The organism is Nocardioides sp. NPDC127503 (assembly GCF_040302165.1).
Taxonomy (GTDB): domain Bacteria; phylum Actinomycetota; class Actinomycetes; order Propionibacteriales; family Nocardioidaceae; genus Nocardioides.
In genome coordinates this window covers 470,057-489,961 of the sequence record NZ_JBEORH010000003.1, presented here as the reverse complement: position 1 = coordinate 489,961, position 19,905 = coordinate 470,057, and the positions used below count along the sequence as shown (strand labels likewise).

The following is a 19,905-nucleotide window of genomic DNA, read 5'->3' as shown; positions in this document are numbered from 1 at the left end:
GTGCTCAGCGCTCGATGATCGGCAGCACCAGGCGGCTGGGGCGTGCGCCACCGTGATGAACGGTGTTGTCCGCGACCACCATGTCCTCCAGAGCCTCGGAGGAGATCACTCCCCCGGTGTTGGAGTTGCGGTCGTAGTGGGGGAAGTTGCTGCTGGAGATGTCCAGGCGGATCCGGTGGCCAGGGAGGAACACGTTGGAGGTCACCGACATCGGCACGGTCACCTCGTAGACCTCGCCGGGCTCCATGAGCTCAGGCTGGGAGAGGCTGTTGCGGTAGCGCAACCGCAGGATGCCGTCGCACAGGTTGATGGCACGGCCGTCGGGGAAGACGTCGACCAGCTTGGCGGTGATGTCGGTGTCCACCGCGGTCGAGGACACGAACACCTTGAGCTCGACGAACCCGGTGACCTCGACCGGCTCGGTCAGGACCGGACCGGTGTAGCAGAGGACGTCCTCACGACCGTCGACCGCGCGCTGGTCGACCGGGCCGATGAACCCGGGCACCGACGGCAGGAGGGCGCCGCCCGCCGTGGGGACGGGGTTGCGCGGGTCGTACCGGAACTCGTCGCGAGCCTCGGCTGAAGGCGCGTCGAGATCGAGAGTGCCGTCGCCGTCCCTGGTGTTGGCCGCGCCGCCGCTGGCCAGGTGGTAGTCGGTGTAGCGGGTGTCGGGCAGCGGGAAGTCCTGCTCGTCGCGCCACTGGTCGATGCCCATCACGAACAGACGTACGCGGGGTGCCGGGGTTTCGGGAGCACGGCCGCGGAGTGTCTGGTCGAAGAACTCGACGTGCGACGCACTCAGGTCGCCGAGGGCCAGTGTGCCGAAGTAGCGATCGGGGTACTCCCCCGTGAGATTGGTGTGGTCCCACGGGCCGATCACCAGGCGGGATCCGTCACGGGCCAACTCCGAGCCGCCCTGAGTCCGGACCCGGACGAAGTCGGCGACCTGCTCGTGCATCTTCAGGTCGTACCACCCTGTCGAGGCGAGCACCGGGACGGTGACCGACGACATCGACTGCGACCAGTCCTGGGACTGCCAGTAGTCGTCGAAGTCGGGGTGAGCGAGCCAGTCGTCGAACCAGCGGCCCTTCCCGTGAAGCGGCAGGTCGGCCACGGGCGTGGCTTCGTTGAGCGATAGCGGGTCCACCAGCGCGGCTCCGAGCCGCATCAGCGCCGAGGGGTCGGACGTCTCACCGTTTTGCAGGGCACGTTGCTCCTCGGCGGCGTACATCATGGCGTTCCACCAGGTCACCAGACTCAAGCACAGGGCTCCGCCCTGGGAGTACCACAGTCCTGAATACCAGTTCGCCGATGCCACGGTGGGGGCGATGGCCTTCAGGCCCGGCGTATCGGAGATGGCCAGCGCCCATTGGGTCATGCCCATGTAAGAGCCGCCGTACGTGCCGATCGACCCATCGCTCCAGTCCTGCTCGAGGATCCAGGCCGCGGTGTCCTGGCCGTCCTCGATCTCGTTGACCTTGGGGGTGAAGGAGCCGTCGGAGGTATAGGTGCCTCGGGCGTCCTGCCAGACCACCGCGTAGCCGGCGTTCAAGAACGCGATCACGGACGGGATCGGGTTGTTGGGTCCGCCACCGAAGAAGGTGGTCTCCTTGTTGTAGGGCGTACGCATCAGCAGGGTGGGCGCTTGCCCCTCCAGCGGTCGCCAGACATCGGCGTACAGGATCACGCCGTCCCGGGTCTTCATGGCGACGTTGCGCTCGTAGACATGCTTCATCGAACTCTCCTTTGAGACTTCATCGAACTACTTGATGTGACCCGAGGGGTAGGGGTGGACTGGGGTTCTCTCACGCGCACGATCAGTCGGCCGATCGCCCGGCGTTCGTCCACGGCGCGGAGCGCGGAGGCGGTCTCCTCGAGGCTGAAGATCTCGCCGATCGGTGGGTCGACGGCACCGGACCGGATCAGTGGCATCAGCTCGTCCCATTGCTGGGCGGCGTACCCGGGGTCGAGGTGCCAGAACTCCTCGGAGGCCGCGCCCATGACGGTGGTGTTGGTGAGCAGGAGGCGGTTGACCTTGACGGTGGGGATCTCGCGGCCGGTGAAGCCGATCACGATCAGGCGTCCCTCAGGCGCGAGCGTGCGCAGCGAGTCGGTGAAGCGGTCTCCGCCGACGGGATCGACGACGACGTCGACGCCCCGACCGTCGGTGAGCCGGGAGACCTCGTCGCGAAAGCCCGCCACCAGGACGACCTCGTGCGCGCCGGCGGCGCGCGCGATCTCACCCTTCTCCGGGGTCGAGACGACCGCGATGACCCGGGCTCCGTACGCGGCGGCCAGCTGGCACGCCGCGGTTCCCACCCCACCGGCGGCCCCTTGCACCAGGACGGTCTCGCCGGCGAGGAGGCGGGCGCGGCGCCTGAGCGCGAAGTGTCCGGTCAGATAGTTCAGCGGCAGCGCCGCTCCCTTGTCGAACCCGACGTCGTCAGGCAGAGGGAAGACCATCTCCGAGGCCACCGTCACGGTCTCGGCGAAGCCCCCGATGACCGGCATCGCGGCGACCCGGTCGCCGGCGCGGAACCCGCCGGAGTCCTCGCGGACCACACCGGCCACCTCCCAGCCCGGCGTGAACGGGAGCTCCGGGCGCAGCTGGTATCCCCCGCGGGTCTGCAGTACGTCGGGGAAGACCACGCCGGCGGAGTGGACGTCGATCCGCACCCGCCCGGCCGCCGCCTCCGGCTCGGGCTCATCCCGGATCACGACGCCATCAGGGCCGTTGAGGGCGGTGATGACCGCTGCTCGCACGGGAGCCTCCTCGGAATCGGAGTGTCGAGTTCATTCGGCCGAGGTCCTTCGAGGCACCCGCAGGATCAGCGCGTCTCCTTGGCCACCGCCGCCACACAGCGCCGCCGCTCCCACTCCGCCGCCGCGGCGCCGGAGCTCGAGCGCGAGGTGGAGCACGATCCGGGTGCCGGAGCAGCCGAGCGGATGGCCGACCGCGATCGCGCCGCCGTTGACGTTGACCTTCTCCTCAGGCAGGCCGAGGGCGCGCATGGACTCGATGCCGACGGCGGCGAAGGCCTCGTTGAACTCGACCAGGTCGAGGTCGGTCGCGGCGATGCCCTCCTTCTCCAGGGCCTTGGCCGTGGCGTTGGCCGGTTGCAGCTGGAGGGTGGAGTCGGGGCCGGCGACCATGCCGTGGGCGCCGATCTCGGCGAGCCACTCCAGGCCCAGCTCCTCGGCCTTGGACCTGGCCATCACCACGACGGCGGCGGCGCCGTCGGAGATCGGCGAGGCGGATCCCGCGGTGATCGTTCCGGTGCTGGAGAAGGACGGGCGCAGCTTGGCGAGCGTCTCGGTCGTGGTGTCGTCGCGTACGCCTTCGTCGGCGGTCACGAGGACCGCGTCGCCCTTGCGCTGCGGGATGGTGACCGGGACGATCTCGTCGTCGAAGAGGCCGTTCTTCCGTGCCACCGCGGCGCGCTGATGGGAGCGGGCGGCGAAGGCGTCCTGCTCCTCGCGGGTGACGGCCGGGTCACGATCGGCGTTGACCGCCTCGGTCAAGGCACCCATCGCCTGACCGGTGGTCTGGTCGTAGAGCCCGTCGTAGGCCATGTGGTCGACGAGGGTCATGTCGCCGTACTTGCTGCCTTCCCGACTTCCCGGCAGCAGCCGCGGAGCGTTGGTCATCGACTCCATGCCACCGGCGACGATGATCTCCGCCTCGCCGGCGCGGATCAACTGGTCGGCAGTCGCGATGGCGTTCAGACCTGAGAGGCAGACCTTGTTGATGGTGATCGACGGGACGTTGCCCGGAAGCCCAGCGCTGAGTCCGGCGGTCCGTGCCGGGTTCTGGCCGGCACCGGCCTGGAGGACGTGGCCCATGATCAGGTAGTCGACCTGCTCCGGCGAGACGCGCGCCTTCTCCAGGGCACCCTTGATGGCGATGCCACCGAGGTCGGTCGCGGTGAGCGATCGCAGGCCACCGAGGAGCTTCCCGATCGGCGTACGGGCGCCCGCGACGATGACGGTCGGCTCTGTCGGCGTTCGGCGGCCGCTCATCGGATCGAGGATCCGATCCCGATGCCGCCATCGACGTCGAGCACGACGCCGGTGATGTAGCGGGCCTCCGGCGATCCCAGGAAGGCAGCGGCTGCAGCGATGTCTTCGGGTTCGCCGGGGTGCTTGACCGGGACCTTGCCGATCAGCAGGTCGCGCGCGGGGCCGTTCATAGAGGCGAGCATCGGAGTCTGGATCAGCCCGGGTGCGATCGCGTTGGCGGTGATCCCGTGCCGGGCACCCTCGAGGGCGATCGTGCGGGTGAGTCCGACGATGCCGGCCTTGGCCGCGACGTAGTTGGCCTGGCCGAAGTTGCCCCGCCAGCTCATCGAGGAGAACGAGATGATCCGGCCATAGTTCCGGTTCTTCATGTGCGGCATAGCTGCTTGGATGCAGTGGAAGGAGCCGGTCAGGCTGACGTCGATGACGGCGTGCCAGTCCTCGACGGAGATCTTCTCGACGCGGTTGTCGCGGATGATCCCGGCGTTGTTGACCAGGACGTCCACGCGCCCATCGCTCTCGGCGACGCCGTCGACCCAGGCCGTGACGGCCGCGGGGTCGGTGACATCGACGACGTGCGGCACCGGCGGGATCGGCGCGTCCGCGGCGACCTTTCCGGCCGCCTCCTGGACGGCGTCCGCGTTGACGTCGGCGAGATGGACCCGGGCGCCTTCGGCGGCGAATCGGTGGACCATCGCCAGGCCGAGCCCCTGGGCTCCGCCGGTGACGAGAACTGTCTGGTCTGTGAACCGGTCAGGCAACGGTTCGCTCCTTCTTGGAGATCGACCGCGATGTGGAGCGGCCGAGGAAACGGATGAGATCAGTGGCCACGTCGGAGCCGTTCCAGTGCTCGTCGAACATGTCGAGCTCCCGCGTCAGCGCGGCGGCGGTCGCGCCCTGTTCGTTGACGATGAGGCGCTTGTAGCGGTCCTGGGCACCCGCGGGCCGGCTCGTCAGGACCGTGGCCATGGTGTGGGCGGTGTCGAGCAGTGCGTCGGGAGCGACGACCTCGTGCAGCCACCCTGTCCTTCGCGCGAGGTCCTCTGCCGAGACGAGCTCTCCGGTCAGGGCCAGCCACGCGGCCGTGGCGGCGCCGAGCTTCGGGGGCATCCTCACGCTGGCCCCTCCCCCGGCGACCAGGTTGTTCTTCACGTGCCCGTCGCCGATCCGGGTGCTGGCCGCGGCGATGACCAGGTCGCACGCCAGCGCGATCTCCAGACCGCCAGCGACCGCGAACCCGTGCAGGGCGGCGATGAAGACGATCGGGCTGGACTCCATCGCGAGGGTGAGGTCGCAGATCTCGCGCAGGTGCGGACGAGGCGACTCCCCGCTCTGGGCACATTCGAGCAGGTACGCCAGGTCGGCTCCCGCGCAGAAGCCGGCCCCGGCCCCGGTGAGGATCACCACCCGGACCCCGTCGTCCTCGGCACAGGAGAGCTGCCGCGACAGCGCACCCACCAGCGACGGGTCCAGCGCGTTGCGGGACTCGGGCCGGTTCAGCGTCCAGGTCTCGACATCGCCGGTCCGGCTCGCCAGAAGGACGCCGTTCACTGGGTCGGTCACCGGTCGCCGCCGACCTCGGCGAGCCGCTTGCGCAGCACCGCGCGCTGCACCTTGCCGCTCGGTGTCTTGGGCAGCTCCGCGACGTACTCGATCTGGCGGGGGTAGGCGTGGGCGGCGTACTCCTTCTTCACCCAGTCCTGGAGCTCCTTCACCAGGGCGTCGGTGCCTTCGAACCCCGGGGTGAGCACGACGTACGCCTTGATGATCTCGCCCCGCATCTCGTCCGGCGCGGCCACGACCGCGCACTCGGTCACGGCTGGGTGCGTGCCCAGCGCGCTCTCGACGTCGAACGGTCCGATCCGGTAGCCGGCCATCAGGATCACGTCGTCGTCACGGGAGGAGAAGTGGATCAGACCGCTGGCATCGATAGTGATCAGGTCGCCGCTGAGGTAGAACTCGCCGTCCGCGCTGAACCGGTCACCGCGGTGACCACGATCCTGGCCATATCCGGTGAACGTGAAGAACGGACTCTCCGCGATCCGCACCGCCAGTCGCCCGACCTCGCCGGGCTCGGCAGGTACGTCCTCGTCCAACCTGAGCGCCGTCAGGGACCACCCAGGGAAGCTGCGACCCATCGCCGCCGGCTCGACCTCGGAGGCGGCGTGGGGGTGGTGGGCGAAGCCGGCGGGCATGCCCAGCTCGGTCTGCCCGAAGTGGTCGTGGATCTCCAGCCCCCACTGCTGCTGCGCCCAAGCGAACACATCAGGGGTCAGCGGCTCACCAGCGCTGGAGAGCCGCCTCAGCGCCGGAAGCTCCGCCTGTGTCTTCGCACCGCGCAACCCCCGGAAGATCGTGGGCGCCGCCGCCAGATCGGTGACCTCGTACTTCTCCAGGATCCGCCAGGTGGTCTCGGCATCGAACTTCGCCGTGCTCACGATGTTCGGGACGCCCACGCACATCGGCGCGATCACCCCGGCGTACAGGCCATAGGCCCAGCCCGGATCGGCGGCGTTCCAGTAGACCGCGCCGTCCTCGACCCCGAGACCGATCTCGAGATAGGCCTGCCAACCCGCCAGGTACGCGAGCGGGTGGATCACCGTCTTGGGCTTGCCCGTCGTGCCCGAGGTGAACATGTGCGTCAGTTCGACCTCGGGCCCGGCAGGCGCCGGCTCGCTCCACAGCGGTGCGGCCGCCACCGCGGCCGCCAGGTTGACGCCACCCGCAGGAGGCTCGGCCCCGTCCTCGAGACCGGCCACCAGGCGCACCCGACCCTCGGGCAGCTTGCCGAACTGGTCGCTGTCGGTGACCACCACGCGTACGCCGCCCTGGTCCAGACGGTCGGCGACCGCTGATGCGGCGAAGGCCGTGAACAGCGGCATGTAGACCGCACCCAGGCGCCAGATGCCCAACATCACCGCGGGAAGGTCGACGTCCTTGCCCATCAGCGTCGCCACCCGGTCACCGGCGCGCACCCCGTGCTCGCTCAGCAGCGACGCGATCCGTCGCGAACGGTCGGCGAGCTCGCCATAGGTCAACGACACCTCGTCCAGCCCTGCATCGATGAACCGGAACGCGACCGCATCGCGCGGATGGCGGTCGCACATCAGCTCAGGCGCACTAGCGGTCGGCAAGGCGAATGCACGGAGAATCTCTCCGACCCGGCCATCAAGATTCTGGCTCACGACTACTCCTTGGAACGGCGACGCCCTCGTCTCGTCCTGGCACCGCCCGAAGGCGTGCGGCTAGACGTGGGTACAAATCAGGAAACGTTTGTACCGTGACAGTAGTCACAGCATCGCAAATGCACAAGGGGTACGCAGCAACGAGTCTGCGTACCCCTTGGTTGGAGTGTGATCATGCGCCGGGGCGCCGTGCCTCCGGAAGCTGCGGGTAGGGCGGCTGGTCGATGCCGAGCGTCCCGGTGCAGGCCAGCGGCCGGGCCTGCAGGAAGACGCCGACGCGGTGGGTCTTCTGCTTCAGCGCATGGCTCATGGCGCTGGCATGGCCGCCCTTCTTGTACGCGAAGTCGCGGGCCAGGGCGTAGGTCTTCCAGAGGCTGATCGAGGTGTGCTCGTACGGCAGCTGAGCCGAGATGTCGATGCTGCCGCGGTGCCCGGGGTGGTGGGCGGCGCGGCTCGCCGCGTGCAGGTTGTTGCGCATGAACTCGACGAGCCGGCCATGCCGGAGGATGCCGTGGACGACCGCGACCATGGGCTCCCCGTCCGCGAGCGGCTCCGCGCCTTCGGCGCTGGGCTTCCAGCCGTGCCAGTGGTCGCGCTCGGACTCGGAGTCGATCCTCACCCGCACGATCTCGCTGTCGAGGCTGAACCGTCCGGGCCCGTCGATGGCTCGGCGCAGCGGACCGGCGAAGGCGGCCTCGGCCACCTCCGCCGACTCCCACGCGGCGACGAGCGCACAACCGCCCGGCAGGAGGTTCGGCGCGAGGGAGTGGGTGCCGTTGTTGGCGTAGTTCACCGTGACGCCACGCAGGCCGTCGATGCCGGTCTCGATCGTGCGCCTGAGGTCGCGCCGCCATCTGATCCGCCCGCCGGGCGGTCGCAGGAAGGCATCGACGGTCAGGAAGTCCGGTCGACTCATCACTGCCGGCTCAGGCCGCGGACTCGGTCTTCGAGCCGAGGAAGTCCAAGACCTCGGGGACGAACTCGTGGTGGTACTGGAACACGCCGCCATGACCGGAGGCCGGATAGATCCGCAGCCGGGAGTCGGGCAGCCGGGCCGCCATGTCCTTGGAGTGCTCGCTCGCGACCATCAGGTCCTTGTCACCGTTGGCGACGAAGACCGGGATCTTGATCTGCTCCAGGTCGTCGGCGGGATGCATCCCCGCGCTGGTGATCGCGCGCAGCTGGGCCAGTCCCGCCTGCGCGGAGATCGGCTTGTCCCGACCAGTCGTACGCTCCGCGAGCCGCTCGAAGTAGGCGTTGGCCGCCTTCTTGCCCTCCGCGGTGCGCTGGAAGAACAGGAAGTGGCGCGGATCCTTCCGAGCCAGGAACGCCTTGGTGTAGGCACCACCGACGATGAACGGCATCTTCCAGATGCCGCCGCCACCGCGCGGGCCGCTGCCGGCCACCACCATGCGGCGTACAAGATCGGGCGCTTGGAGGGCGACCATCTGGGCGACGGCACCACCGAGCGAGAAGCCGATCAGGTCGACCTGCTCGTGGCCGAGCGTGCGGATGAAGGCGATGGCGTCGGCGCCCATCTCCTCGATGTCGTTCGGCACCCGGCCGCCGGTCGCGCCGACACCGCGGTTGTCGAAGGCGATCACATGGTGCTGTGCGGCGACCCCGTCGAGGACGCGCGGGTCCCAGTCGTCGAGGACGGCGGTGAAGTGATGCAGGAACACCACCGGTACGCCGCCGGGCTTGCCGAGCTCGCGGTACGCGAACGAGGTGCCGCCGACGTCGATCGTCTTGTTGGGGGTGGACTTCCAGGTGGTGGTCATGACTCGTTCCTTCGTGAGAGTGCCGCCGGGACGGCGGCGGGAGGTGTGGAGAGACGGGCGTCGAGACGGGCGAGGACGTCGAGGATGCGGCGGTCGCGGGCGAAGCGGGAGTCCAGCACGGGTCCCAGGAAGCCGCGCCAGGAGGAGACGGGACGCCACAGGTTCGGCAGGATGACGCGGGCCGCGCGGGCCTCGAGCCCGTCGGCGATGCCGGCCGCGGCCTGTGCCGGGGTGATCCGCTTCAGCATCGCCTTGGGCAGCGCGCCGAGCAGCTCCATGACGACCGGATCCTGGTCGACGCCGCGGGCGATCATGTCGGTCTGGACGAGCGAGAAGTAGGCCGTCAGGACCGAGACCCCGTGGTCGGCGAGCTCGACGCGGAGGCCGCGCCCTAGCTGCTCGACGGCTGCCTTGCTCATGGCGTACGGAATCGTGCCCATGCCGTTGAGGAAGGCGAAGACGGAGCTGATCAGGACGACCTGGCCACGCTGTGCGATCACTTGGGGAAGTGCGGCCGAGACCGTGTTCGCGACACCGGTCACGTTGACCGCGAGGGTGGCCTCGATGTCCGCGGTGGGCGTGTTGCGCAGCGTGGCGGCCTTGGCCAGGAGGCCGGCGTTGGCGATCACGACGTCGAGGCGGCCGAACCGGTCGACAGTCTGGCTGACCGCCGCCTCGAGCGAGGCGGGGTCGCGGACGTCGGCGACGCAGCCGAACGAGTCGGAGGCATGCAGCGCGCCGGCTCGTACGGGCGTCGTCGGGTCGATGTCGGCGACCGCCACCCGGGCTCCCCGGTCGAGCAGGGTGCCGACCGTGGCGGCCCCGATCCCGCCGTTGCCACCGGTGACCAGGACGACCTTGTCGGCGAGGTCGTACGCGAGGCGGCTCACTTCAGGCCCCGGCGCGGCGCGAACGACACCCGGCCGTTGCGGCGCACCATGGCCACCGCGGTGCGCAGTACGCCACGGTCGAGATCCGGCTCCTGCCCGCGGGCCAGCCGGTGCATCTGGTCGGTGTTCCAGGCGAGGTTGAGGAGTCCGTCGAGAGCCTTCAGATCTGTGAACCGGCCGAGCAGACCGCGCATGCCGGCCCCGATCTCGTGGGTGCTCAGCTCCGCTGCGTGCCCCCGGAGGATCGCGTCGGCGGAGTCGGTCGTGGTCACCGTCGGGCGCCCGATGCCGACGAGGTCGCAGTCCCCGGCGGTGAGCGCATCCTGCATCCCGGCTCGGGACCGGAAACCGCCGGTCACCGCCAGCGGTACGTCGCCGGCTGCCTTCCGGACGGACCGGGCGTAGTCGAGGAAGTACGCCTCACGTGCCCGGGTCGAGGAGGCGGCCGTGCCGGACATGGCGGGTGACTCGTAGTTGCCGCCGCTGACCTCGATCAGGTCGACGTCCTCCAGGGCCAGGGCCTCGACGACGGCGCGCGAGTCGTCCTCGGTGAACCCGCCACGCTGGAAGTCGGCGGAGTTGAGCTTGACCGACACCGCGAAGCCGGGACCCACCCGGGCGCGTACGCGGCGTACGACCTCGATCAGGAAGCGCATGCGCCGCTCGGCGTCATCGCCCCATTCGTCCTCGCGCAGGTTGGTCAGCGGCGAGAGGAACTGGGTGGCGAGGTAGCCGTGCGCCGCGTGGAGCTGTACGCCGTCGAAGCCGGCCTCCTCACAGACCTTCGCCGCGACGGCGAAGCGCTCGATGATCTCCTCGATCTCCGCGCCGGCGAGCTCGCGAGGAACGGCCGCACCGGGAAGCGCGAGCGGCACGGCGCTCGGCGCGACCGGCTGATGACCGAGGTCCATCAGGTTGGACTGACGGCCCGGATGGTTGAGCTGGGCGAAGATCGCGGCGCCACCGTCGTGCGCTGCCTTGGTCCACGCGGTCAGCTGCGGGAGGGCACGGTCGTCCTCGATCACGACGTTGCCCGGCTCCCCGAGGTGCCGGCGGTCGACCATGATGTTGCCGGTGACCAGCAGGCCGTAGCCGCCCTGCGCCCAGCGGCGGTAGAGCGTGACGAGGCGCTCGTCGGGCGAGTTGTCCGCATCACCCAGAGCCTCGCTCAACGCCGCCTTGGCGATGCGGTTGGGCAGGCGTACGCCGGACGGAAGATCGAGCGGATCAGCAAGCGAGGCCATGGGATGCTCCAGTTCGTGGATTGCAGTACGTTCGTAATAGTATGGTCATAATGCTAAGGTACTGACAACCCCTGGAAGGAGATTCACCTCATGGCGAGATACAGCCCGGAGCACAAGGAAGCGACGCGGCGCCGGATGATCGAGACCGCCGGCCGCCGGTTCAAGAGCGACGGCATCGACGGCTCGGGCATCGCGACGCTGGTCGCCGACGCCGGACTGACCAACGGAGCCTTCTACGGTCACTTCGACTCGAAGGAAGACCTGGTCGCCTCGGTCGTGACCCAGCAGCTCACCGACCAGGTCGCCGTCGTCGACGCGCTGCCCGCGGGCCTCGCGTCCGTCGAGGCCTTCCTCCGCGAGTACCTCTCGGCCGAGCACCGCGACGATCTCGCCGAAGGCTGCCCGTCGGCCGCCCTCCTGGACGAGATCGGCCGCTGCGACGCGACGACCCGGGACGCCTACACCGACGGCGCCCGCTCGATGATCGAGGCGATCTCGCGCCACCTCGACGAGGGCGACGCCCAGCAGACCGACGAGCGCGCGATCGGCATCTTCACGCTCCTGGTCGGCTCCCTGCAGCTGGCTCGCGCCGTCACCGACGCCGAGCTCTCCGACCGCATCCTCGCCGCGGCCTACACCCAAGCCATGACCATCGCGGGAGCCCGTCCGGGCTCCGCGGGAACACCCACCCAGGAGTCACCATGAAGGCCTTCGTCGTCACCCACTACGGTCCGGACGGCCTCGAGGCGGCCGATGTTCCGGCGCCGACGGTCGGGCCTCGCGACGTCCTGGTCGACGTCCGCGCCGCGAGCATCAACCCGCTCGACAAGATGGTCCGCAACGGGGAGTTCAAGCAGCTGCTGAAGTACAAGCCGCCGTTCACCCTCGGCCACGACGTCTCCGGCATGATCACCGAGGTCGGGTCGGAGGTCCGTGACTTCAAGGTCGGCGACGAGATCTTCGCCCGGGCGCGCGACCTGCGCATCGGCACCTTCGCCGAGCAGATCGCCATCGACTCCGATGACATCTCGCTCAAGCCGAGGACCTTGACGTTCGAGGAGGCCGCGGCCGTACCCCTGGTCGCGCTCGCCGCATGGCAGGCCCTGGTCGGCCTGGCCAGCGTCAAGCCCGGCCAGAAGGTCCTGGTTCACGCCGGAGGCGGTGGCCTCGGCTCCACCGTCATCCAGGTCGCCAAGCACCTCGGCGCCTACGTCGCGACAACCGCCCACACCCGAGACGTCGAAAGGGTCCGGGCGCTCGGTGCCGACGAGGTCATCGACTTCACCAGCACCGACTTCGCCGAGGTCCTGTCCGGCTACGACGTCGTGCTCGACTCACTCGGGACGGCCAGCCTCGAGAAGTCGCTGACCGTCCTGAAGCCGGGCGGTCTGGCGATCAGCGTGGTCGGCCCACCTGACCCGCACATGGCGGACCAGCTGGGCAAGCCGCTCCTCAAGCCCGTCATGGCCCTGTTGAGCCGCAAGATCCGATCCCGCGCCAAGAAGCTCGGCGTGCGCTACTCGTTCCTCTTCATGGAGGCGAACGGCACCCAGCTCACGACCCTCGCCGCGCTCTACGACGAGGGCATCCTCCGGCCGGTCCTCGACCGCACCTTCCCCTTCGCCGACACGATCGAAGCGATGGCGTACGTCGAGCAGGGCAAGGCCAACGGCAAGATCGTGGTGACCCGATGAGCATCCCCGGCAACGAGCCCGTCGTCACCTCCTACGAGCAGGCCCCGACCCGCTCCGTCACCGTCGGCGACGTGACGTACGCCTACCGCGAGCTCGGCCCGAAGGGCGGCGTACCCGTCATCTTCTTCGTGCATCTCGCGGCGACCCTGGACAACTGGGACCCCCGCATCATCGATCCCATCGCCGAGAAGCGACACGTCATCACCTTCGACCAGCGCGGCGTCGGCGCCTCGACCGGAGAGGTGCCCGACACCATCGAGGCCGCTGCCGATCACGCCTACGAGTTCATCGCGGCACTCGGCTTCGAGGAGATCGACATCTTCTCCTTCTCGATGGGAGGCATGATCGCCCAGGACCTGATCCTCGAGCACCCCGGCCTGGTCCGCAGGCTCGTGCTGACCGGCACCGGGCCCAGGGGCGGCAAGGACATCGAGAAGGTCGCCGGAGTCACCTATTGGGACATCCTCCGGGCGACGCTGACCAGGTCAGACCCCAAGGAGTTCCTCTTCTTCAACCGCGACGCCACCGGAAAGTCGGCCGCGAAGGCCTTCGTCAAGCGGCTCCAGGAACGCACCATCGACCGTGACCGGCCGGCCACCATCAAGGCGCTGCGTACCCAGCTGAAGGCGATCCAGAAGTACGGTCGCTCCGCCCCGTCGGATCTGTCGGCGCTCACCATGCCGACGCTGATCGCCAACGGCGACCACGACCGGATGGTGCCCACGGCTCTCTCTGAAGACCTCCATCGCCGCATCAAGGACAGCCAGCTGATCATCTACCCCAACTCCGGTCACGGCGGGATCTTCCAGTTCCACGAGAAGTTCGCCCCGGTCGCCGCGGAGTTCCTCACCGACTGATCTGCACGCCGGTGCGGGCCCAAGGGACATGCCCTTGGACCCGCACGGAAGAGTCACCGTCAGAGTTGGCTGATCACCGCCCGAGCGTCCCGCTGCAGCGCGGCACGAGCGTCGGCATCGGCGACGTTGAGCGAGCTGGCCGCCAGGTCGGCGTACTCCTGCAGCTGCGACCGCGCGGAGGCGTTGCGCCCGGCGTCGACGTGCTTGGCAGCCTGCCTGAGCCGCTTCTCGAGGACGCTCTCCCCGGCGGGCGTGATCTCACCAGAGCGGGCGAGCCGCTCGGTCAGGGCGGTGAGCTCGGCCAACGAGGTGGTGGTCGTGAACGTCACCGTTCTCGTCGTCGCGTGTCCCGCCTTGTCGGTCGCGGTGATCTCGAGGGTGTGTGACCCGAGCGAGAGCCGCCACAGGGCGATCTCGTCGCCGGCGACCGCGGCACCGTCCAGGGTCGCGACCACGGACCCGACACCTGAGGTGGCGTCGGTGGCCGACCATGACGCATCGCCGGAGTTGCCGACCGTGCCACCGTCGGAGACACCGTCGACCGCGACCTGCGGAGCGGTCTTGTCGATCCGCACCACGACCTGTCCTACCTCGGAGACGTTGCCGCCGTTGTCGGTCGCGCGGTAGTGCACGGTCGTGACGCCTTCCGCGGACACCGTGAGCGGGTTGTTCGCGTTCTCCCAGGTCTGGCCGCCGTTGGTCGAGCGCTGCCGTGAGGCGACGGTGCCGTTGTCGGTCGCCGCTACCGCCACGGACACGTTCCCCGTCCACCAGCCGTTCTGCCCGGTCGGCTGCGCCGGGTTGAGCGTCGCGGTGACCGTGGGAGGCGTGACGTCGGCGAAGCCGTCGCCGACGAACCTGATCCGATCCAGGGTGACGCCGCCGGTGGAGGTCACGAACAGCTCGCCGCTGCCCGACGGCGCCCCGGTCAGGTCGGACGTCGTCTCGGACCAGTCCTCGCTGGCGACGTCGAACGAGGCGAACGGCGTCGCGTCGGCCGACCCCCATCGCAGCTTCACGGTGCCGGTGCCGCTGGCGCGCAGCTTGGCCGAGGTGATGCCGTCGAAGTTGACGGGCTTCCAGGAGAGCCAGTCGCCCGCATCGAGCGAGGTGACCTTCCGCAAGCCGCTCGCGGTGTCGTCCGGAGCGATGGCGACGCCCTCGGAGGCGTCGGCCCACTCGGCCTCCTGCGACTTCGGGTTGAGGATCATCGACACCTCGGACCGGGCCGCCGGCACACCGTTGGCGCCGTTGTCGGTGTAGCCGATGACGACGACTCCGTAGATGTTCTCCGTCTCGCCGTGCTCGGTGGCGTCGGCGGGCGTCGGGATCGCGAATCGGCACCCGGTCCCCTGGCTGAGCGGGTGGGCGTGGACGTCGTGCCCGAGGCCGAACGTCCAGGTCACCCGTGAGCACACCGTCGCGTTCCCGTCCTCGGCGTCGTCGGTCTTCACATCGAACGGCACCGCCTGACCCCAGTCGAAGAAGCCTCCCTCGGCCGGCGTGGCCACCTCGATCGTCGGCGCGACGTTGCCCACGCTGATCGCGGTCGAGGTGATGCCGCGACGCCCCTCGGCGTCGGTGACCCGTAGCCGGGCGGTGTAGCGGCCGAGCTCGTCGTAGGTGTGCGACGTGGTCGCCCCGGTGGCGTCGAAGGTGCCGTCGCCGTCCAGGTCCCACTCGTAGGTGAGCGCACCGCCTTCAGGGTCGACCGAGCCCGAACCGTCGAAGTCGACGGTCAGCGGTGCCGAGCTGCTGGAGATGGGGTCGGCGACGATGTCCGCGCGCGGTGCCTTGTTGCCGACGCTGTAGTCGATCCGATAGAGCCCGGCATCCGGGTTGGCGCGGAAGAAGCCGTCACCGTAGTCGAGTACGTAGAGCGACCCGTCCGGCCCGAACTCGATGTCGATCGGGCTGTCGGTGATCGGCTGCCGGTTCGTCTCGAGATCGGTGTTGGGCAGGAACTGCTCGATGTGCGAGACCGGTCCGCTTGGCCAGTCGACGGTGAACGCCGCCAGGTAGTCCTGCGAGAACTCGGCGAAGAACGCCTTGCCGTCCCAGTACTCGGGGAACTTCGTCGGCGAGGGGTTGTCCGCGTCGTAGTGGTACACCGGACCGCCCATGGGCCCCTGGCCGCCTGCCGGACCGAAGTCGGTCAGCTCCGGCCACGGCTGGTGGGTGTTGTTGTCGCCGTAGTAGAGGGTCGCGGCCGTGGCCGGCGGGACCGTCGAGAGTCCCGTGTTCCACCGCGAGTTGTTCTCCGCACCAGCGGCGCAGTCGAAGAACTCCCCCGGCGTCGCCGTCTCGAAGTCCCACTCGTTGTAGTTGAAGTGGTCGCCGGTGCAGTAGGGCCAGCCGCCGTTGATCGGCTCGTCGATCGCGGTCGTCTCCCACTCGACGTACCCCATCGGGCCACGCTCCGGGTTCGGCGCCCCGGCGTCCGGGCCGTAGTCGCCCCAGCTCACCGAGTCCGTGACGGGGTCGACATCGATCCGGAACGGGTTGCGCAGACCCATCGCGAAGATCTCCGGCCTCGTCTTCTCCGTGCCGGGGGCGAAGAGGTTGCCCTCGGGGATGGTGTACGAGCCGTCCTCCTGAACCGCGACCCGCAGGATCTTGCCGCGCAGGTCGTTCGTGTTGCCCGCGCCGCGGCGGGAGTCGAAGCCGGGGTTGAACCCGGGGGCGTCGTTGTTGGGCGCGAACCCGTTCGCGCCCGGCGTACCTGCCGGAGTGTTGTCACCCGTGGCCAGGTAGACGTTGCCCTGGTCGTCAAAGTCGACGTCGCCGGCGACGTGGCAGCACTGGCCGCGCTGCACCTCGACCTTGAGGATCACCTGCTCGGTCGCGAGATCCAGCTTGTCGGCGGCCTCGTCCCACTTCACGCGGGTGAGCTGGTTGTAGCCCTTCCACTGGTCCCAGTACGCCTCGGTCTGACCGGCGGGCAGCGTGTTGGGTGCCGAGCCGGGCGGCGTGGTCGACGGGTACGGGCCGGTCATGGTGCGCGGCGCGTAATAGAGGTAGACCCAGCCCGACTCCTCGAAGTCGGGCGCGAGGGTGACCGTCTGCAGGCCGTCCTCGGAGTTGTTGTATGTCGGAATCGTGTTGACCACGCGGGTCGTACCGGCGTCAGGGTCGACGAGCCGGATGTCGCCGTTGCGCGCAGTGGTGAGCACGCGCCGGTCCGGCAGGACGGCCATGTCGATCGGCTCACCGGTGTCCTTGGTGAGAGTGACCTTCTCGTAGTTGGACCAGTCCAGAGCGAGGCCGGCCCCGGGCTCGGTGCCGTGGTCGACGCCGTCGTGGGCGGCAGCGGACGTCGCGAGTGCGAGCCCGGAGGTGAGAGCGAGCGCGAGCCCGGAGGTCACCGCGAGGAGTGAACGCCGGGCACGACGGCGGGGTATCCCACCGATTGTGCTGTGTTTGGGCATGACGGTTCCTTGGAGAGCGAGGCGGGCGAAGCCGGAGGAGGGCGTGCGAGCACGCCGGTGGCCGGAGCGCGACCCGGTGAGGGCGCGCTCCGGCTGTCAGCGAAGGGAGAGGTGGCGGCCGGTCAGCCGCGGAGCTCGTCCATGTTCTGGTAGCTCAGCTTGGCCAGGGCCAGGGACTGGCCTGGGTTCATCGCACCGCCGGGCGCGGTGTCCTGCTCCCACATCGGGTTGTGGTAGCCCCGTGCCGGCATGTCGCCGAAGAAGGCCTGGTAGTCGATGTCGCCCTCCCCGAACGGCGCCATCACGTAACCGTTGGCCTGCGTCTCGTCCTTCTTGCCGTCCTTCGCATGGAAGAGCGGGAAGCGCATGGGCGCCGACTTGACGACCTCGAGCGGGTCGAAGCGGTCCTCGACGAGAGTGCCGTCGGGAGCGGTGTAGGTGTGGTGCTTGTACTGCGCAACGTGCGCCCAGTAGATGTCCATCTCCAGCGACACGTGGCCGGGGTCGGTGTTCGCCAGGAACCACTCCAGCCGGCGCACGCCGGAGGACCGGGTCGGGCGGCCCAGCGCATCGTTGGGTCCGCTGTCCAGGAGGAAGCTGTACGCGATGTCGTGGTTGTGCGTGTAGAGCTTGAGCCCGTGTCCGGCAGCGCGCTCACCGAGGATGTTCCAGCGATCGGCTGCGGCCTGCCAGTCAGCCAGGTAGGCCGACCCGGTGGGGTCGCTTCCGGTCCCGATGTGCCTCATCCCCAAGATGTTCGCGACCTCGCACGCCGCATCGAACGCAGCCAGTGACGCATCGGTGATCGTGGAGGGAACCGACCCGTGGTTCCCCTCGGCCTCGAGACCGTTGTCATCGAGCCACAGCCGCAGCAGGTGTGCACCATCGATGTTGTTGACGTTGCCGCCGGGCGCGTTGGCGTTCTGGTTGTAGCCCGCGAACTCGATCTGCCGGTAGCCGATCTTCGACAGCTCCTCGAAGACCGCCTTGAACCCCGAGGCGTACGGGCTGGTGGCCGGATCGCGGCTGATTGCGTCGCGCACCGTGTAGAGGATGATGCCGCGCCGCGGCCGCGGGATCAGCAGCGCGTCGGCTGCGGCGGATCCGGCGAGAGGGACACCGCCGAGGGCGATCCCCGCCGCGGCCATGCCTGTCGTGGCCGCCAGCAACTGCCGACGGTTGAGCCCGAGCTTGCGTGCGATAGCCGGAACCTCGTGGTTCGCGGCAGGGGTGGGACGGTTGCGCATCAGTGCTCCTTCGGGAGGGTGAAGCCAAGTGAGCCGCAACTGTGACCTGCGTCACGTTGTGCGATCGTCAACTTACGGTTTCAGCGAAGCACCAGTCAATAGTCCAAATTCACCATGCGAAAGTAAGCAAGTTTCTTTCGAAAGTCCCCTAGTGTCTATCGTGATGCCCGGCGCACGAGGCGCGGGGTGAGGCACTGCACTGACCGCGATCTCGCGGCGCCGAGCCAGAGTCCGGCACCGTAGGCGAGGTCGTCGAGGCGACGGCCGAGGAGAGTCGTGGGACGGACATCGTTCTCGTGGAAGGCGACGGCGGTGTCGACCACGAGCGCGGCGAGCACCATCCGGCGGGCGGTGCGGCTGAACAGGCAGGCGACCAGCGTGAGCGGCCACCAGTGACGCAGCAGCAGCGCTGACTCCTGCCGCAGCGACCAGCCGAGTCCTCTCACGGCGAGACGGGAGGCGAGGCCGCGGCGGCCGGGTACGTCGGGGAGAGCATCCGAGACGACGCGGCTGCCCCAGACCAGCGAGGCGAGCGCCGCGGGTGCCGACCACCAGCTGCCGGCGAGAATCGCGGCTCCGGCGGCGGCCATTGCCGGGGAGAGTACGGCCGGGGCGATCGCGTCCCCGTGGCGGCGGCCGAGCTCAGCGCCGCCGGTGCCGTAGACGAGCTTGCGGCCGAGCCAGCCGCGTACGGTGCCGCGGACCTCGTGCAGGGCCCCGAGGTCGGGGGCGTAGCGGACCACGTGCCCGGCCTCGACCAGGCGCCAGACCAGGTCGACGTCCTCGCCCACGCGCAGATCGCCGGCGAACCCGCCGGTCTCTTGCAAAGTCGAGGTGCGGGCGACCAGGCATGCCGACGGCAGCCAGCCGACGGCCGCGCCGGGACGTACCGAGCATGCTCTGGTGCCGAGGGAGAGCGAGGAGGCGGCCATGTCGTGGCGTTCGAACCACGCCGGCCGAGCCTTGTCGCTGTGCCCCCGCACCAGTGGCCCCACCAGCGCGACCCGAGGGTCCGCGAGATGACCGGCCAACTGGGCGAGCATCTTCGGGGCGGCGGTGACGTCGGAGTCCACGAAGGCGACGTAGGTCGTGGCGACCCGGGCGAGTCCGGCGTTTCGGGCGCCGGCGGGTCCGAGGTTGTCGGTCAGCGCGAGGAGGTTGGCGCCGTGGCGGCGTACGACCTCCGCGACGGCCTCCGGGTCGCGGGAGGCGTCGTCGACGACGATGACGCCGAGCCCGCTCAGGGCGGCCAGGCAGCGGTCGAGAAGCTCGGGCCGGTCGTGGGCCGGGACGATGACGGTGAGCTCGGTCGGGTCGACGGGCGCGAGGCCCGCGGGGTCGGCGAGGTTGCCGTCGAGCAGGCGGCGAGCGACGAGGTCGGAGGTGGCATCGTCAACCTGCACCTGCCTGTCGGCCACGCGGTCGGCAGCCGTGGACACCAGGCGCATGGACCGCAACGGGGAGCCGCCGACCAGCGACAACCCGCCGTCTGGCGTGGGCAGGAGGCGTACGTCATCGCGCACCCGCACCGTGAACCCATCCGGCAGCCTCATCCGCTGAAG

The 19,905-nt window shown here is 69.4% G+C and carries 16 protein-coding genes; 3 read left to right on the top strand and 13 right to left on the bottom strand.

Translation table 11 applies throughout. The features are described 5' to 3' along the window. Nucleotides 1-4 precede the first annotated feature (4 nt). The 10 genes from ABTW65_RS09430 to ABTW65_RS09385 all read right to left on the bottom strand — a co-directional run bounded on the left by ABTW65_RS09430 (nucleotide 5) and on the right by ABTW65_RS09385 (nucleotide 11,117). A complete protein-coding gene (locus tag ABTW65_RS09430) occupies nucleotides 5-1,735 on the bottom strand; it encodes a CocE/NonD family hydrolase (RefSeq protein ID WP_350659782.1) in 1,731 nt (576 codons plus the stop codon). Further along, nucleotides 1,732-2,763: an NADPH:quinone oxidoreductase family protein gene (locus tag ABTW65_RS09425; protein ID WP_350659781.1), complete on the bottom strand. Its 1,032-nt coding sequence runs from the start codon at nucleotides 2,761-2,763 to the stop codon at nucleotides 1,732-1,734. The genes ABTW65_RS09430 and ABTW65_RS09425 overlap by 4 nt, the downstream gene beginning before the upstream one ends. A gap of 30 nt (nucleotides 2,764-2,793) precedes the next feature. Next, nucleotides 2,794-4,020: an acetyl-CoA C-acetyltransferase gene (locus tag ABTW65_RS09420; protein WP_350659780.1), complete on the bottom strand. Its 1,227-nt coding sequence runs from the start codon at nucleotides 4,018-4,020 to the stop codon at nucleotides 2,794-2,796. Further along, complete coding sequence (locus tag ABTW65_RS09415) at nucleotides 4,017-4,778, bottom strand: SDR family NAD(P)-dependent oxidoreductase (protein ID WP_350659779.1); 762 nt, start codon at nucleotides 4,776-4,778, stop codon at nucleotides 4,017-4,019. Before ABTW65_RS09415 ends, ABTW65_RS09420 begins: the two co-directional genes overlap by 4 nt. Next, nucleotides 4,771-5,580, bottom strand: coding sequence for an enoyl-CoA hydratase/isomerase family protein (locus ABTW65_RS09410; RefSeq protein WP_350659778.1), 810 nt, complete (start codon nucleotides 5,578-5,580; stop codon nucleotides 4,771-4,773). Before ABTW65_RS09410 ends, ABTW65_RS09415 begins: the two co-directional genes overlap by 8 nt. Then, nucleotides 5,577-7,202, bottom strand: a complete 1,626-nt coding sequence (locus ABTW65_RS09405; protein WP_350659777.1) for an AMP-binding protein — start codon at nucleotides 7,200-7,202, stop codon at nucleotides 5,577-5,579. Before ABTW65_RS09405 ends, ABTW65_RS09410 begins: the two co-directional genes overlap by 4 nt. A 172-nt stretch (nucleotides 7,203-7,374) precedes the next feature. Next, the gene (locus tag ABTW65_RS09400) at nucleotides 7,375-8,118 is read right to left on the bottom strand and encodes a hypothetical protein (RefSeq protein ID WP_350659775.1); all 744 of its coding nucleotides are present in this window, start codon (nucleotides 8,116-8,118) and stop codon (nucleotides 7,375-7,377) included. A gap of 10 nt (nucleotides 8,119-8,128) precedes the next feature. Then, entirely contained in the window at nucleotides 8,129-8,983 is an 855-nt protein-coding gene (locus ABTW65_RS09395) for an alpha/beta fold hydrolase (RefSeq protein ID WP_350659774.1), read from the bottom strand. Next, on the bottom strand, nucleotides 8,980-9,873 hold the full coding sequence (locus tag ABTW65_RS09390; protein WP_350659773.1) for an SDR family NAD(P)-dependent oxidoreductase: 894 nt from the start codon (nucleotides 9,871-9,873) through the stop codon (nucleotides 8,980-8,982). Before ABTW65_RS09390 ends, ABTW65_RS09395 begins: the two co-directional genes overlap by 4 nt. After that, complete coding sequence (locus ABTW65_RS09385) at nucleotides 9,870-11,117, bottom strand: NADH:flavin oxidoreductase/NADH oxidase family protein (RefSeq protein WP_350659772.1); 1,248 nt, start codon at nucleotides 11,115-11,117, stop codon at nucleotides 9,870-9,872. Before ABTW65_RS09385 ends, ABTW65_RS09390 begins: the two co-directional genes overlap by 4 nt. A 90-nt stretch (nucleotides 11,118-11,207) precedes the next feature. On the opposite strand from ABTW65_RS09385, the gene ABTW65_RS09380 reads away from it, so the two are divergent. From ABTW65_RS09380 to ABTW65_RS09370, 3 genes are read left to right on the top strand one after another with little or no spacing between them, the layout of a single operon-like run. After that, a complete protein-coding gene (locus ABTW65_RS09380; protein ID WP_350659771.1) occupies nucleotides 11,208-11,822 on the top strand; it encodes a TetR/AcrR family transcriptional regulator in 615 nt (204 codons plus the stop codon). Then, nucleotides 11,819-12,811, top strand: a complete 993-nt coding sequence (locus tag ABTW65_RS09375; RefSeq protein ID WP_350659770.1) for an NADP-dependent oxidoreductase — start codon at nucleotides 11,819-11,821, stop codon at nucleotides 12,809-12,811. Before ABTW65_RS09380 ends, ABTW65_RS09375 begins: the two co-directional genes overlap by 4 nt. Beyond that, entirely contained in the window at nucleotides 12,808-13,668 is an 861-nt protein-coding gene (locus tag ABTW65_RS09370; RefSeq protein WP_350659769.1) for an alpha/beta fold hydrolase, read from the top strand. Before ABTW65_RS09375 ends, ABTW65_RS09370 begins: the two co-directional genes overlap by 4 nt. Before the next feature lie 59 nt (nucleotides 13,669-13,727). On the opposite strand, the gene ABTW65_RS09365 is transcribed toward ABTW65_RS09370, so the two are convergent. The 3 genes from ABTW65_RS09365 to mftF form a co-directional block, all read right to left on the bottom strand. Then, nucleotides 13,728-17,033, bottom strand: coding sequence for a PQQ-dependent sugar dehydrogenase (locus ABTW65_RS09365; protein WP_350659768.1), 3,306 nt, complete (start codon nucleotides 17,031-17,033; stop codon nucleotides 13,728-13,730). Between the two features lie 185 nt (nucleotides 17,034-17,218). Next, nucleotides 17,219-18,343, bottom strand: a complete 1,125-nt coding sequence (locus ABTW65_RS09360; protein WP_350659767.1) for a sugar phosphate isomerase/epimerase family protein — start codon at nucleotides 18,341-18,343, stop codon at nucleotides 17,219-17,221. Between the two features lie 155 nt (nucleotides 18,344-18,498). Further along, nucleotides 18,499-19,896, bottom strand: coding sequence for a mycofactocin biosynthesis glycosyltransferase MftF (mftF, locus tag ABTW65_RS09355; protein ID WP_350659766.1), 1,398 nt, complete (start codon nucleotides 19,894-19,896; stop codon nucleotides 18,499-18,501). Between the last annotated feature and the right edge of the window lie 9 nt (nucleotides 19,897-19,905).